The organism is Thalassotalea atypica (assembly GCF_030295975.1).
Taxonomy (GTDB): Bacteria; Pseudomonadota; Gammaproteobacteria; order Enterobacterales; family Alteromonadaceae; genus Thalassotalea_F; species Thalassotalea_F atypica.
Genome location: NZ_AP027364.1, coordinates 1,452,524 through 1,468,041, shown reverse-complemented (window position 1 = coordinate 1,468,041; position 15,518 = coordinate 1,452,524). Strand labels below are relative to the sequence as shown.

16 protein-coding genes are annotated in these 15,518 nt (G+C 39.8%); 7 read left to right on the top strand and 9 right to left on the bottom strand.

Going from position 1 to position 15,518, the window contains the following annotated elements; translation table 11 throughout:
* Positions 1-2 precede the first annotated feature (2 nt).
* The 6 genes from QUE03_RS06820 to rpsB all read right to left on the bottom strand — a co-directional run bounded on the left by QUE03_RS06820 (position 3) and on the right by rpsB (position 4,946).
* A complete protein-coding gene (locus QUE03_RS06820; protein ID WP_286266460.1) occupies positions 3-866 on the bottom strand; it encodes a phosphatidate cytidylyltransferase in 864 nt (287 codons plus the stop codon).
* A 12-nt stretch (positions 867-878) separates the two neighbouring features.
* Complete coding sequence (gene uppS, locus QUE03_RS06815; protein WP_286266458.1) at positions 879-1,634, bottom strand: undecaprenyl pyrophosphate synthase; 756 nt, start codon at positions 1,632-1,634, stop codon at positions 879-881.
* 67 nt (positions 1,635-1,701) lie between these two features.
* The gene (gene frr / locus QUE03_RS06810) at positions 1,702-2,259 is read right to left on the bottom strand and encodes a ribosome recycling factor (protein WP_286266456.1); all 558 of its coding nucleotides are present in this window, start codon (positions 2,257-2,259) and stop codon (positions 1,702-1,704) included.
* A 25-nt stretch (positions 2,260-2,284) separates the two neighbouring features.
* A complete protein-coding gene (pyrH, locus tag QUE03_RS06805) occupies positions 2,285-3,025 on the bottom strand; it encodes a UMP kinase (RefSeq protein WP_286266453.1) in 741 nt (246 codons plus the stop codon).
* A 247-nt stretch (positions 3,026-3,272) separates the two neighbouring features.
* A complete protein-coding gene (tsf, locus tag QUE03_RS06800; RefSeq protein ID WP_286266451.1) occupies positions 3,273-4,124 on the bottom strand; it encodes a translation elongation factor Ts in 852 nt (283 codons plus the stop codon).
* A 93-nt stretch (positions 4,125-4,217) separates the two neighbouring features.
* The gene (gene rpsB / locus QUE03_RS06795; protein ID WP_286266449.1) at positions 4,218-4,946 is read right to left on the bottom strand and encodes a 30S ribosomal protein S2; all 729 of its coding nucleotides are present in this window, start codon (positions 4,944-4,946) and stop codon (positions 4,218-4,220) included.
* Positions 4,947-5,340: 394 nt separating this feature from the next.
* Between rpsB and QUE03_RS06790 the strand changes: the two genes are divergently transcribed.
* The 4 genes from QUE03_RS06790 to dapD all read left to right on the top strand — a co-directional run bounded on the left by QUE03_RS06790 (position 5,341) and on the right by dapD (position 10,458).
* Positions 5,341-5,952, top strand: a complete 612-nt coding sequence (locus QUE03_RS06790; RefSeq protein WP_286266446.1) for a hypothetical protein — start codon at positions 5,341-5,343, stop codon at positions 5,950-5,952.
* Positions 5,953-6,176: 224 nt separating this feature from the next.
* Positions 6,177-6,965, top strand: coding sequence for a type I methionyl aminopeptidase (gene map, locus QUE03_RS06785; RefSeq protein WP_286266444.1), 789 nt, complete (start codon positions 6,177-6,179; stop codon positions 6,963-6,965).
* A gap of 15 nt (positions 6,966-6,980) precedes the next feature.
* Positions 6,981-9,608, top strand: coding sequence for a [protein-PII] uridylyltransferase (glnD, locus tag QUE03_RS06780; protein ID WP_286266442.1), 2,628 nt, complete (start codon positions 6,981-6,983; stop codon positions 9,606-9,608).
* Between the two features lie 22 nt (positions 9,609-9,630).
* On the top strand, positions 9,631-10,458 hold the full coding sequence (gene dapD, locus QUE03_RS06775; RefSeq protein WP_286266440.1) for a 2,3,4,5-tetrahydropyridine-2,6-dicarboxylate N-succinyltransferase: 828 nt from the start codon (positions 9,631-9,633) through the stop codon (positions 10,456-10,458).
* 73 nt (positions 10,459-10,531) lie between these two features.
* On the opposite strand, the gene truC is transcribed toward dapD, so the two are convergent.
* On the bottom strand, positions 10,532-11,299 hold the full coding sequence (gene truC / locus QUE03_RS06770; protein ID WP_286266439.1) for a tRNA pseudouridine(65) synthase TruC: 768 nt from the start codon (positions 11,297-11,299) through the stop codon (positions 10,532-10,534).
* A 75-nt stretch (positions 11,300-11,374) separates the two neighbouring features.
* Here truC and QUE03_RS06765 point away from each other — a divergent pair, with 75 nt between their 5' ends.
* From QUE03_RS06765 to QUE03_RS06755, 3 genes are read left to right on the top strand one after another with little or no spacing between them, the layout of a single operon-like run.
* On the top strand, positions 11,375-12,397 hold the full coding sequence (locus QUE03_RS06765) for a DUF3549 family protein (RefSeq protein ID WP_286266436.1): 1,023 nt from the start codon (positions 11,375-11,377) through the stop codon (positions 12,395-12,397).
* 14 nt (positions 12,398-12,411) lie between these two features.
* On the top strand, positions 12,412-12,711 hold the full coding sequence (locus tag QUE03_RS06760; RefSeq protein ID WP_286266434.1) for a DUF3301 domain-containing protein: 300 nt from the start codon (positions 12,412-12,414) through the stop codon (positions 12,709-12,711).
* A 39-nt stretch (positions 12,712-12,750) separates the two neighbouring features.
* The gene (locus QUE03_RS06755; protein WP_286266432.1) at positions 12,751-13,848 is read left to right on the top strand and encodes a hypothetical protein; all 1,098 of its coding nucleotides are present in this window, start codon (positions 12,751-12,753) and stop codon (positions 13,846-13,848) included.
* A gap of 815 nt (positions 13,849-14,663) precedes the next feature.
* Here QUE03_RS06755 and QUE03_RS06750 read toward each other — a convergent pair.
* Both QUE03_RS06750 and QUE03_RS06745 read right to left on the bottom strand, forming a co-directional pair.
* The gene (locus QUE03_RS06750; protein WP_286266430.1) at positions 14,664-15,185 is read right to left on the bottom strand and encodes an NUDIX hydrolase; all 522 of its coding nucleotides are present in this window, start codon (positions 15,183-15,185) and stop codon (positions 14,664-14,666) included.
* A gap of 20 nt (positions 15,186-15,205) precedes the next feature.
* The gene (locus tag QUE03_RS06745; RefSeq protein ID WP_286266428.1) at positions 15,206-15,400 is read right to left on the bottom strand and encodes a YwbE family protein; all 195 of its coding nucleotides are present in this window, start codon (positions 15,398-15,400) and stop codon (positions 15,206-15,208) included.
* Positions 15,401-15,518 lie beyond the last annotated feature (118 nt).

Below are 15,518 nucleotides of genomic sequence, written 5' to 3'. Positions count from 1 at the left end.
TATTACCAGCCGATTAAGACGTAAAATAGCGCATAAATGGGCGCTGTTGCTGTTAAGCTGTCGATACGATCTAAAACGCCACCATGACCGGGTAAAATAGAACCACTGTCTTTCACGCCGGCTTGGCGTTTAAACATACTTTCGTTTAAGTCGCCTAACACTGAAATGGTGGTAATGACAACTGTCACCATAAGCACGGTTGCAAATTGCTCGTTTGTCCAGCCAATAATGCTGCCAGCTATACCGATTAGTGCACATGCAGAAATAACTCCGCCTACAAAACCTTCTAGGGTTTTACCTGGGCTTACATTGGGAAGTAGTTTATGTTTGCCAATAGATTTTCCGACAAAATAAGCACCGATATCAGCACTCCAAACCATAAGGAATAGAAACATGATTAGCTGTGCGCCATGATAAGGATCGATTGTATAGTCACTGCTTCGGATCACCATAAAGGCAAGCCAAGCTGGAATTAGAGTCAACCAACCAAACACGCCTCTGATCGAGCGATGACTTGACCAAAATGAACTAAAGCGCGGATATAATAAAGTCAGGATAGCTGATGTCGCCCACCAAGCCACGGCCAACCATAAAACATAGGTAGCATGAGTAGTTAGTTTTCCATCAGACCACAAATCCTCAGGAGGTAAAAACTGCCAAAGCCCTGAGATTAAAACCACACTTGCAAACACGAAAAACCAACGTTTTTTATTTGAAGCAAAGCCCATCAATGGCCCCCACTCCCAAGCACCGATCCCCATAATAACCAAAAGCAGTGCGCCAAAATAGGCTAGTGGTAAGTAAAATATTGCAGCAATGGCTAAAGGAGCCAATACCACTGCTGTTAAGATTCTTTGCTTTAACAAGCTATTATCCTTTTATTCATTTAGTTTTACTTGCTCGCCTGTTTTACCAAATCTACGCTCACGCATAGTAAAATCAATGATGGCATCTTTAAATTGCGCCTCATCAAAATCTGGCCACAAGGTTTCAGTAAAATAAAGTTCCGCATATGCAGCCTGCCATAGTAAAAAGTTACTAATACGATGATCACCGCCGGTGCGAATCAATAAATCTAATTCGGGTAAGTTTGATAAACAGGTATGTGTGTGAAGCGATTTTTCGGTTATTTCTTCTAGTTTTATCGAATTATCAGCCACTTGGCTTGCCAATATTTTTGCGGCATTGGCAATATCCCAACGACCGCCATAATTGGCTGCTATAGACAATACCATGCCTGTGTTATGTTCGGTTAACGCTTCCGCCGTGTTAATTTTATCTTGTAATTTAGAGGAGAAACGAGATACATCACCGATCACTTGAAAACGGATATCATTTTTATGAAGACGCTTAACCTCTCGGTTCAACACCAGCATAAATAACTCCATTAATACAGAGACTTCAGCTTGAGGACGCTGCCAATTCTCGCTACTAAAAGCGAATAGCGTTAACGCCTTGACCCCAAGCTTGCGCGCATAAGTTACCGTTGAACGCACAGAATCAACACCAGACTTATGGCCGACAACACGTGTTTTTCCACGTTGTTGTGCCCAACGACCGTTACCGTCCATGATAACAGCAACATGCTGAGGTATTTTTAGCTCTAATTCTTGAGTATTAATAGATTCTGTCACTTTAGTTCCACTATATAAAAACGCCGTAGGTATCATCTACGGCGTCTAAAATTGCGCGATGAAAATCTTAGATTTCCATCAATTCCGCTTCTTTATCAACTAATAAAGCATCTACTTGCTTTACATAAGTGTCAGTAATTTTTTGAACTTCATCTTCTGCTTGATGCATCTCATCATCACTGATGTCTTTCTCTTTATTTAGAGATTTAATATCAGAGTTTGCATCGCGACGAATGTTACGGATCGCAATTTTAGCGTTCTCACCTTCGCCTTTTACCACTTTAACTAAGTCTTTACGACGTTCTTCCGTTAACGGTGGTAACGGAATGCGAATCAACGTGCCTTGAGAAGACGGGTTAAGACCTAAATCAGATGTTAATATGGCCTTTTCTACCGCGCTGATCATGCTTTTGTCAAAAACCGTAATAGCCAATGTACGTGCATCAGGTACGGTTACGTTGCCGACTTGATTTAAAGGTGTTGGTGAACCGTAGTAATCAACACTCACATTATCCAATAAAGACGGGTGTGCGCGACCAGTTCTTACTTTGTTTAAGTTAGTTTTTAGAGAGTCAATGCTCTTGCTCATACGCTCTTGCGCGTCTTTTTTAATATCGTCAATCACTTTGATATTCCTTAATTCGAAATAATTAATCTAAATTTTCTGCATGGTCAATAATAGTGCCTTCAACGTTGCCCATGACAACGCTTTTAAGTGCACCAGGCTTATTCATATTAAAAACACGAATAGGCATGCTATGGTCTCTTGCTAATGTAAAGGCAGCTAAGTCCATTACTTTTAATTCTTTTTCTAACACCTGACTATATGTTAAATGGCTGTACAATTCAGCCTCAGGATTTTTTACTGGGTCTTCTGAGTAAATGCCGTCCACTTTCGTTGCTTTCAATACAGCGTCCGCTTCAATTTCAATGCCACGAAGACACGCTGCAGAATCGGTAGTAAAGAAAGGGTTACCCGTTCCGGCACTAAAAATTACCACACGGCCTGACTTTAATAAACCTATAGCGTCAGCCCAATTATATCTGTCACAAACACCGGCAAGGTCAATGGCAGACATTAGGCGGGCGTTTACAAACGCTCTATGCAGTGCATCGCGCATAGCCAAGCCGTTCATTACTGTGGCCAACATCCCCATTTGGTCACCGACAACGCGGTTCATACCAGCTTCTGCTAATCCAGCACCGCGGAATAAATTACCGCCGCCAATCACGATGCCTACCTGGATGCCCATTTCAATTAATTCTTTAATTTCTTGGGCCATACGATCAAGGATTTTGGGATCGATACCAAATCCTTCATCACCCATTAGCGCTTCACCACTAAGTTTTAGAAGAATACGACGGTAAGTAGGTTTTGGGTTGATGCTCATAAGCTCGGGATTCCTGTAGATAAATTAGTCGCAGCCGAATTTGACCGCGGCCATTTTAATATGTTTAGTCGGATATCTAAAGCTTAATATTTAAAAAGCTGTTTTGTTGGTTATTTATTGATTGATTTAGATTAAATACTCAGAAATTGAAGCATAAAAAAAACCGCTCAATGAGCGGTTTTAAAAGAAGTCATTCATTCTATATAGCTGAGCGTCTATACAAGGCACTCAATTATGGTGAATAAAATTACTCGCCTTTAGCAGCAGCAATTTGTGCTTCTACTTCAGCAGCGAAATCTTCTTCTTTCTTCTCGATACCTTCGCCCACTTCTAAGCGAACAAAAGATGAAACAGTTAAGCCTTTCTCTTTTAAGATATCACCAACAGATTTCTTTGGTTCCATGATGAAAGGTTGACCTGTTAAAGAAACTTCACCTGTGAATTTCTTCATACGGCCAGTAACCATTTTCTCAGCGATTTCTTGAGGCTTGCCTTCATTCATCGCAATTTCGATTTGGATACCTTTTTCTTTTTCAACTACGTCAGCTGGAACATCATCAGGCGTAATGTACTCAGGCTTAGAAGCAGCAACATGCATAGCAATGTGCTTAAGCGCTTCAGCATCGCCTTCACCAGCAACAACAACACCAATAGTGCCGCCGTGGATGTAAGATGCTAATGCCGCGCCTTCAACGTATTCAACACGACGAACATTGATGTTTTCACCAATTTTTGCAACAAGTGCAACGCGTGTTTCTTCAAATTTAGCTTGTAAATCTGCAATTGAGATTTTTTCTGCAGATGCTGATTCTGCTACTTCGTTAGCAAAACCTAAGAAGTTAGCATCTTTAGCTACGAAATCTGTTTGACAGTTAACTTCAACTAGAACAGCAACACCGTTGCTTTCTTTAATGATGATTGCGCCTTCAGCTGCGATGTTACCAGCTTTTTTAGCAGCCTTAGCTTGGCCATTCTTACGCATGTTCTCGATAGCTAGCTCGATATCACCGTCAGTTTCTTGCAAAGCTTTTTTACAATCCATCATGCCCGCGCCAGTGCGATCACGAAGTTCTTTAACTTGTTTAGCAGTAATTGCCATGAGTTAATTCCTCAAATTCGATAAATGTATATGCGTAAATGCGAAGCCTAAGCTTCGCATTTACAATAGAATAAAACGTATTTATATCAGCTATTATTCAGCTTCAACAAAATCGTCTTTTTCTGCTTGTACAGCGATGTTTTTCTCGCGACCTTCTAATACAGCGTTAGCTGCAGAATCTAGGTATAAAGTTACCGCGCGAATTGCATCGTCGTTACCCGGTACGATGTAATCAACACCATCTGGGTTTGAGTTAGTATCAACAACAGCTACTACTGGAATACCTAAGTTGTTAGCTTCTTTAACAGCAATGTGTTCGTGGTCAGCATCAATGATGAATAAAGCGTCTGGTAAGCCGCCCATGTTCTTGATACCACCTAAGCTTTTTTCAAGCTTTTCCATTTCACGAGTACGCATTAACGCTTCTTTTTTAGTAAGCGCGTCAAAAGTACCATCAGTGCTTTGAGCTTCTAGTTCTTTCAAACGTTTGATTGATTGACGAACTGTTTTCCAGTTAGTCAACATACCACCTAACCAACGGTGATTAACGTAGAATTGATCTGCTTTAATTGCAGCATCTCTTACAGCATCGCTTGCAGCGCGTTTAGTACCAACGAACAAGATTTTACCTTTTTTCGCAGAAACACCGCCGATGAAAGCAAGAGCTTCGTTGAACATAGGTACAGTTTGTTCAAGGTTGATGATATGAACTTTGTCACGAGCACCAAAAATGTATGATTTCATTTTTGGATTCCAGTAACGAGTTTTGTGACCGAAGTGGACACCCGCTTTAAGCATATCGCGCATAGAAACGTTTGGCATTTGTATATTCCTCTGGGGTTAAGCGTCCATACACCTGATATACACGACTCCTATCAGCATATTAATGCTTTGAGCACCCCGGTATACCTTTTATAGATGTATGTGAATTTAAAAGTTGTGCGGTAACATTTTGCTACTACACAGTTAAGTTTGCTAATAAGACAATTAAGCTGACTTTTTAGCGGCGCATTTTATACCACATTACACCAACGAACACCAGTAAAACATTTCATCTGAATGGGTAATTCAACTCAATAAAGACAATCAGCGTGCAATTTATTTTTTTCATCTCATTTGAAAGGTATTTATTGCTTCACATTTTCACAAAGTTAGCATTTCAAATTAATATTAAAACAGCTAGAATTATCATTATTTTTCATATTTAAATCCCTTTATGTCAGCTGAATTAATCTTTATTTACGATAGCCATTGCCCTTGGAGCTATGCCTCAACAGAACTCGTTAGTGCAGTAGAAAAAGAGCTACCTAACATCACCATACAATTAATGCACTGTGGCTACTTTGACGGTGATAACAAAGTTGATAAGAAATCAATCGATGCAGTTAAAGAGTTGAGCAATGTTACATTTAGTGATAATTATTTATCACTGTTAGCTGATACGAAAGACTCGACTATTGCCGCTAACATCATGGCATGGGCACAAAATAAATCATCTGACAGTGCATTCAAATTATTAAAAGCATTACAACAAGCGCATTTTATTGACGGTAATCCGTTAGAGTCTGCGCAAGATCTTGAGCCTATCATTGCCAAACTTAAATTGTCTCCGCCAGCAAAATGCTTAAAGTCTGAAAACTTTTCAAAAGATGCAGAGCACTCAATTCATGATGTTTATGAGCTCCAAGACATCATTGGAACTAGCGCCATTCCAGCTTTCCTATTAATAAATAATGATGATCTAATTTTGCTTAACCACAGTGTTTATTTAGAGAATCCCGCGATGTTTGTCGAGGCCATTAATAACGAATTAGCGAGTACGTCTTAATTACACCACGTTGATGTTGTAAAAGAATACATGGACATAAACGGTTATGGTCAATTTAAGGCCTTACTTTATATTTTTGCTTTTTAGCTCTGTCCAACGAGAATGGATACCTATAAAAAAGTAATGCCCATTGGGAATAACTTGAAAACCATGTAAAATCTAAGCCATCAAAACAGGTATAAAGTTAATGGCTACATTATAAATAGCCAATACAGAGAAAATGAATGTCTATCACGATTAAAAACGAAGAAGAAATTGCAAAAATGCGAGTGGCGGGAAAATTAGCTGCTGACGTACTAGAGATGATTGAGCCTTATGTAAAGGCTGGCGTTACCACCAATGAGTTGAATACGCTATGTGCTGACTACACCGAAAAAGTACAAGAGGCTATATCTGCCCCTTTAGATTATCACGGTTTTCCAAAATCCATTTGTACGTCTGTAAACAACGTAATTTGTCATGGAATTCCCGATGATACACCACTAAAAGACGGTGATATCATTAATATTGATATCACCGTCATTAAAGATGGGTACCATGGCGATACCAGCAAGATGTTTTTAATCGGCGATGTAGCGCTTGATGAACAGCGATTATGTCGTATTACCCAAGAAGCACTTTATACGGGCTTGAAAAAAGTGAAACCTGGCGTAGCTTTTGGCGAAATTGGTACAGCCATTCAAAAATTTGTAAAAAAATCAGGTCGTTTTGGTATTGTTAAAGAATATTGCGGTCATGGTATCGGTAAAGAGTTCCATGAAGAGCCACAAATTGTTCATTATAAAAATAACGAACGTATCAAGATGAAAGAAGGCATGTGTTTTACGGTTGAACCAATGATCAATATGGGAAAAGCTAATACGATTTTAGACCAAGAAGACAACTGGACTGTTTATACCGCAGATGGCAAAAAATCAGCACAATGGGAACACACCATTGTGGTAACTAAAACCGGTTGTGAAATATTGACGTTAAGAAGTGATGACACCATCCCTAGAATTTTAAACAATTAACCTTATGTAGGTACCGTGGAAAATATAACAACAATACCACCTCAGTATCATGAGGCGCTTTGTCTTACAGCGCCTCACCTTGATAGCCTAGCCATATGCGCCCTCAGCACTGAGTTTAATCAGTGGCATCAATCCATTTTTGTTGAAGAAGACATGGAGTACTTGGTTAAAGCCAAAGCCTGTTTTGTCGACTTGATCTTAACTAAGCTATGGGTACAGCATCAGCTAGACGAATACCAAATAAGTTTAGTTGCTGTTGGAGGTTATGGACGCGGTGAGCTGCACCCCCATTCAGATGTCGATATTCTTTTATTAACACAGACTAAAATTGAACAAGTTCTTGAAGATAAAATTGGTGCATTCATCACACAGTTATGGGACGTAAAGCTCGACATTGGCCACAGTGTACGTGACGTTAAAGAATGCTTAAAACAAGCAGTAAAAGACGTCACAGTAGCAACTAACTTGATGGAAATGCGGTTAATTTCCGGCAATGAAGCATTACCTGAGCAATTATACCCTTTACTCAAAGAAGATGTTTTTTGGACATCCAAAAAATTCTTTGTCGCCAAACGAGATGAACAAAAAAAGCGTCATCAACAATATCACGGTGCCGCATATACGTTGGAGCCAAATCTTAAAGCTAACCCCGGAGGTCTGCGTGACATACAAACTATCGCATGGGTCGCCAAAAGACACTTTGATGCAGGCTCATTAGAAGAATTAGTTGAGCACAATTACTTAACTCGTAATGAGTTAAACGAATTGCTGGAGTGCCAGGATTACTTATGGCGTATGCGGTTTGCGCTACACTATGTAGCAGGGCGTAGTGAAAACCGGTTATTGTTTGATTATCAAGCCGACGTTGCTGAAATGATGGGCTTTGGTGGTGAAGGCAAAGTAACGGTTGAGCGCATGATGAAACGCTTTTTCCGCATCATTGGTCGGGTTGCAGAGTTGAACAAAATGCTACTCCAGCATTTTGAATCTGAGATTTTAGACCATAAAAAATCATGTAAAATCATCGATATCGATAAAAATTTTTACGTCGCTGACGGGCTTGTAAGAGTTAAAAGCCAGCGTATTTTCATGAGCGCCGTGAAAATCATGGAATTATTCCTAGCCATTGCGCAAAATAATCAAATCAAGGGCCTCCACCCTGACACATTAAGGCTACTTAGAAATGCACGTAGGCGCTTAATTTCTGGCCTTATTGATTATGCTGAAAATCGCCGCATCTTTATTGAAATCATTAAGCATCCCAGAGGGCTTGGGTTACCTTTTACCCTAATGCATCGTCACAGTATATTAGCGGTTTATTTACCACAATGGCGCGCAATTGTTGGTCAAATGCAATTTGATTTATTTCACGCATATTCTGTCGATGAGCACAGTTACCGATTAATCAAAAACTTATATCGATTTAGTCAAGCAGAGCATAATCATGAATTTCCGTTATGCAGCAAAATTATGCAGCGGATCAGAAAGCCAGAAGTGCTATACCTAGCCGGCATTTTTCATGATATAGCCAAAGGTCGTGGCGGCGATCACGCAAAACTTGGCGCCGTTGATGCGTTAGATTTTTGCAAAGTGCACAACATAAACGATCACGATGGTCGTATGGTCTCTTGGTTAGTTGAGCAACATTTAACCATGTCAGTTACGGCCCAGCGAAGAGATATTTCAGATCCTGAAGTGATCAGCCAATTTGGTGACATTGTTCGTGACGAAGCACACTTAGACTATTTATATTGTCTAACCGTTGCCGATATGCGAGCAACAAATGAAAATTTATGGAACAGTTGGAAAGCCAACCTGTTAGAAGATTTATACTTTGCCACCAAACGCGCCTTCAGACGAGGTTTGGAAAAACCAGTTGATATGCGTGCTAAAATTCGTGAAAACCAACAAGAAGCTATGAGTTTGCTTCTAACAAATACGACGCTCAATGAAAGTGAGATAGAAACACTTTGGCATGAATTTAAAGCGGATTATTTTTTACGTTACTCCCCTACTCAGATTGATTGGCATACCAAACATATCATTGCACATGATCGCAGTAAGCCCTTAGTATTAATCAGCCCGGTTCCCTATAGGGGGGGAACGGAAGTGTTCGTGTTTACAAAAGAAATAGCAAATATTTTCGCCAATACTGTTTCTGTTTTAGCACACAAAAAACTCTCTATTCATGATGCAAAAATTATCACCAGCAAAACAGGTTACACGTTAAATACGTTTGTTGTACTTGATCAACGCAGTAAGCCTATAGATGATCAATACAGGGCGAAAGAAATTGTGCATACGCTAACCAACGAATTAAACAAAACGGATTTAGATGGCGTCAATATATTGCCGATATCAAAACGCTTTGAGCAGTTTAATATTCCAACAAAGGTGAGCTTTGTTGACACAGACACTAAGCGCTCAACATTGTTAGAGATTGTAGCAACTGATCGCCCTTGCCTACTCGCAAGCTTTGCACAGGTTTTTCATAATTTAAAAATAAACATCCACTCGGCCAAAATCACCACCTTTGGTGAACGAGCAGAGGATGTATTCATCGTATCAAACGCCGAAAATTTGGCATTAACCGAACAAGAGCAAACACAATTGACTGATCAACTGTGTGACAATATTGAATAATTAATTTGAAGGAATTTCCACAATGGCTTTGACATCAATAATCGAAGAAGCATTTGAAAACCGCATGAATATTACACCTACAACGGTGACCGATGAAGTTAAAAGTGCGGTATTAGAAGCATTGGCTGCACTAAATGATGGCTCAGCACGTGTAGCCGAAAAAATTGCCGGTGAATGGGTAGTTCATCAATGGCTTAAAAAAGCGGTTTTGCTTAGTTTTAGAATTTGGGACAACCAAGTAATAGACGGTGGTAAAAGTCAGTATTTCGACAAAGTACCATTAAAATATCAAGACTATACACAAACCATGTTTGAAGCTGATGGCGTACGCATTGTACCGCCAGCAACAGTAAGAACGGGTAGCTTCGTTGGCAAGGATGTGGTTGTTATGCCAAGCTACGTCAACATCGGCGCATATGTCGATGAAGGCTGTATGGTAGATACGTGGGCAACGGTAGGCTCGTGTGCTCAAATTGGCAAGAACGTACACTTATCTGGCGGCGTTGGTATCGGGGGGGTTTTGGAGCCGCTTCAAGCAGGCCCAACCATCATTGAGGACAATTGTTTCATTGGCGCACGCTCTGAAATTGTAGAAGGCGTAGTGGTTGAAGAAGGTGCAGTAATTTCAATGGGAGTTTACATCGGCCAAAGCACTCGTATTTTTGACCGTGAATCAGGTGAAGTTCACTATGGTAGAGTGCCTGCTGGCTCTGTTGTTGTCCCTGGTAACTTGCCATCTAAATGTGGTACTTACAGTTTATACGCCGCAATTATTGTTAAGAAAGTCGATGCGAAAACTCGCGCCAAAGTGGGCATTAACGCTTTATTACGTTCTGTCACTGAAGAATAGTATTCTTCGGTTTTCCATTTAAGTAAAAAAGAGAGCGATCGCTCTCTTTTCCCCATATTCTGTCAAAACATTATTAATTCAAGTCAATATGCCAGTCGAGCTTTGAAAATAATGCCTGCCAATACTCATCAACAGCAGCTGTTATCGTCAACGGACATTTCGTAACCGGGTGCACAAAGGATAACGACTGGGCATGCAGCATTAATCGCTTAAAACCAAAATGTTGATTGAAAAATGGGTTTTGTTTGTTATCGCCGTAATTGATGTCACCAATAATGGGATAGCGCAAATGTGCAAGGTGACGCCTGATCTGATGCCGTCTTCCTGTATGCGGGTTAAGCTTAACGAGTGAGTACCGAACCGAATTGTATTTACCAAGAGGAATGGGCAGGCTTGCCTGTGCAATACATTGATAGTCAGTTACTGCAGGTTGCGGCTCTTTATCTTCATTGACATACTTATCGCCAAGCTTATCTAGCTTTTCTTTTAAGGCGTAATCCACTTGCCCAGCGCCTGATAGATGCCCTCTGACGACAGCGTAGTATGTTTTCTTAATTTTTCGCCCACTAAACTGCTGTCCCATTAAGCGTGCAGCGTTTTCTGATAAGGCAAATAACAATACGCCTGATGTTGGCCTATCTAATCGATGCAGTGGATAAACATATTGACCAATTTGATCCCTGACCAACTGCAGCGCAAAATAAATTTCGTTTTTGTCCATAAAACTGCGATGGACAAACAGCCCAGATGGCTTGTCTACCGCAACAAAATGTTCATCTTGAAATAAGATTTTTAGGGTTGGCTTTTCTGTGAACAAAGATTGTTGTTCAATTTCACTCATAACATACGTGTTTAGCATTGGTGTTAAGTCGTCATTATCCTATAATGCCGCCATAATTTAATAATTTTTTTTGACATGACTACGATTGCCACAATTTCCGAGCTACTAACACTTTCTAATGCTCAGTATCGCGTCTTTGATATCGGCCGAAAAATCACTAAGATCTCGAAAGATCAATTTAACAAGATTGAACTCAATCAAATACCTTATCCTTTCCCTGCTCAGGGAAATGCTTGGGTCGCATTGGCGTTTTGGCAAAAACAAAATACCGAGCCTTATTTGTGGTTTGTAAAACTGCCTCTTGATGAGCGAGGCCTGATGAACCAAGGAGCCAGAAATCACTTTATCGCGATTATTGTCGAAGCATTAGGCTCAGACTTGTCGGTTGATCCCACGGAAAAACAAGAAGAATTATTAAAAAGCAACCCGTACCATTTCACACCTGCTGGCTATAAGTTATCCGCGCTGAATAGTATTTTAAAAGCCGAACTAAAACAGGCTGCGTCAATACATTTTGAGTCAGTTCAACAATACATGAGTGGTCATAAGCACTGGCAAGAATGGCAGCATTTAGGATTACAAGGCTTGCAAGATTACGCGGCAAGAGTCAGCCATAACGATAATACAAATCATTTGATAAAAGCATTACCGAATCTGCCCAGTCAAGTACTTTTCCCTCTTTGCATTGCCCTTGAAAATCAGATTTTAGGGCATGAACTAATTAACGCCTTCATTGCAGAAATCAACTCCTGCACTGACCAAGATAAGACACTTCACCTAGTACGTGCACTATCGTCTTCAATTCACTTGAACCAAGTTAAAAACTTATTCCGGACAATACTAGAGAGAGGAAACCTATCTCCAGACTGGCTGATCACAATGGCTACGCGTTGTTGGGAGATATTTGAGGACAAAGAACTGGTATCACTTTTCTTAGAGCTACTTGCTAAAGAGGATGACAAAGCGTTATTCCCTGCCATTTTTAAAGATTTAGTTGCTATTCCTACAATTAAGCCCAATATATTTGTTTGTATGCGTTCAGAAACACGCAGCGATGCCTTAGCTAAAGCAATAGGATCACTCTTTAATCAGCAGTAATTGAACGGAACATTATGGAAAACATATACTATTTGCTCATTGCCTTTTTGATATGTTGGTATTTTATTTATTTAAGAAAAATATCAGAAGTTGGCAGGGTTCATGCCCAACAATATTGTAAAAAAGAAAAGTTACAATTTATTGCTGTAGCCCGAAAATATTCACGCCCCTCATTTTCAAAAAAGAATGGCTTGTTCATGCAAAGCGCATTCGACTTCGAATTTAGTGGTGACGGTGAAAGTAGTTACCAAGGCATAATCTATCTCAAAGGGGTCAAACTTGACTCCGTTTTTCTTCCCCCTTACCGAATTTAGATAAATAGTTCTGAGTAATTTTTCCTAATTGGAGGCCATGTGCAGTTTTTTCAATCCATGTTGTGTGTAAAAGGTAGCGATAACCGCTACCGTTTTTTAGCCATAAATATAGCGCTTTATCTATCGTTTATCATGCTTAGCGCCCTGAGTAGTGACAATATCGTATTTAGCTTAATGGTACTCATTACCACAGCGGCGTTTTCAGCACTTAGCATTATTCGTCGTTTAAATGATGCGCAACTAAATAAGAACTGGATGTATATTGCCACTGGCTTGTTTGTGCTTTGCGGCATGATCATAATATTTGTTGGGCATGTCGCAAGCTATTGGTTGCTGATGCTACCACTTGGGGTTTTGGCACTATTGTTAACATACCCAAGCGCCCAAAGAAAAAACTACATCCTAGGCTATTTGGGACCTGTAGATTTAAGTCAATATCAAACCGCCATCAATGACCACAGCAGACGAATAGAACCTTCCTTGGTAGGTGAACCTCAAGAGGTCAATATCCACTACTCTCATCAAAGCGATATACACCAAAGTAGCACGAGTAAACAATCAGCCTCAACTAGTGAAACTCAGTCTGACATAGGAGAGCAAATAAGAGAGTTGTTGTTCAATAATAAGAATGCTGTAATTACTATTGCAAGCGTGTTATCAGTAGCCTTAGTGGGCATGCTAATTTCTAGTCTGCTAAGTAGTCCAATTGACAGTGAGGATATTACAAGTGAAGAATTACCACCTGCTGCAGTAGAAACAGTTTCTAAAGTTCGATTACACGCTGTAGAGTTTCCTGACAATTTCTCTTTAATGATAAATGAGTACTCCGGTTTATTTATTCACTGGCAAGCGGATGAAACTGACCAAGACAGTTTATGGTCCCAAGCAGTGGCACAAGGCGATGATACATGTGCGGAAATAGTGTTTAACAACAAGAAATCTGTGCGAACATTGTCTGTCAAAGTCGAAAACCATGAAGATTATTTTGCTCAATTCTCACCTCTAGACACCAAAGAACTATTGAATCACTTGGCTTTTAGAGGGAGTTTTAGTTTATGTGGTTATAAATTTTCATTAAAAGGTAGTCAGGCAATTCTAGGCAAGAACCCACCGTACAATGGGTTAGTCGAATATTAAGCTATACATGGAAGGTAGATGTATCTTAGATTAATTTCAGACAAAAAAATGCGGCCCAATGAGCCGCATTTTCGTAACTAGCTTATGCGCTTCCTGCACACATATAGTGTTCCCGCTTCATCCTGAAAAACTGTTCCCTAGTATATCCTAATGAATCCTTTCACTGTCCTTCACCTTTCCTAGGCATGCACTGCTTCCTGAGTACATCACACGTCAATGTGTAAGCTATCCTTTTTTTCTTCCTGAAATTAACTATCCTTAGTTAATCCACATCCATGTTAAGCTATTCCTATGCAACATCATGTCGCTAACTTCATCCTGAAGTGTCCTTGAACAGGAATCCATTTCCTGTGTCGTCCTGACAGTTGTAATATTACGTTAATTTTCGTTAACAAAACGTACTCAAACCAAAAAAAACTGTTGCAGCACTGATACAATAAAAAATAAATTCAACCATTAACCTTTAAATTCAACAACTTATGAGTATGCAATTTCTCTATAACTGATGCAAGTTAATAAATATCTCACAACTTTGTGAGATATGTCTCACACCAATAATGTACTAATCGCTAGGCTAAAAATTAATGAATAATTCTCTTGAGTCTTTCCCTATCATTACATGGTCAATCGGCAGTTGAATTCTTGATAAAAGTAAAGGCAGTATTTGGTAAAGCTCATTTGATAAGATTGACAGACCGATTATTACTATTTCGAAGGTATATTCAGTGATTCAAACTAACATAGACCACGCACCTATTTCAGTATTTCATGAGAGTACACGCCTGTTTAATGTAGTTGAGATATATTGCTTCGCTTTAATACAGTTTAAACTCTTCTGCAATGAGCTTTAACAAGTAGGTCTCTCGCTCAATAGACATTCCTTTCTTGTCACTGTTTTCAATCGTATGTTCATTGTGCTTAATAGCTTGGTGTATATTAATCCAATGAGGTGCCATGCCGTTTTGTAGTTCATGGGCTTCAAGTTCAGGCTCAAGTAACTCATCATCTATGTCGCATACATAACAAAATGATTCCATATGAACGAACTCTGCATCACTTTTGTACCATGGTCGATACTCCTCGTATAAACCAAACTCTCTGATGTTTCTCACATTTTGAGCACCAGTTTCTTCTTTTAACTCTCGGATCAGAGCTGAAACATTATCCTCACCATCGTCAATACCGCCACCTGGCAAACTATAATCGTGATAGCGCTTGGTATATAGCAAGAGAATGTTATCGCCATTGAGTACGATCGCTCGTGTAGCTTTTCTGTTAAAACAAGGCGCAGCAAGGTCTTTTATGTCCGAATGAACGGTAGATTTTAATAAACGCATAGATAAGGTGCGATAACCAGCTACGACAAAATTTCTTTAACACGCCCTACATCACCACTTTCAAGTCTTACCTTGATACCATGAGGATGATTAGGACTATTGGTTAATAGCTTCTCGACAATACCCTGTGTTAACTTGCCACTGCGCTGATCTTGTTTTAAGACTATATTGACCTTTAAGCCAACATGAATGTTTTTTCGTAAGTTGCCACTCATTTCTGATTACTGCCGTGATACCTAAAGAACGCTAGATTGCATTAAGAAAGTCACTATAGCAAGTACAAATCTAAAGAACTGAGCAGCTGTTAAAAGCTATGCACGACGTCAATTCAGC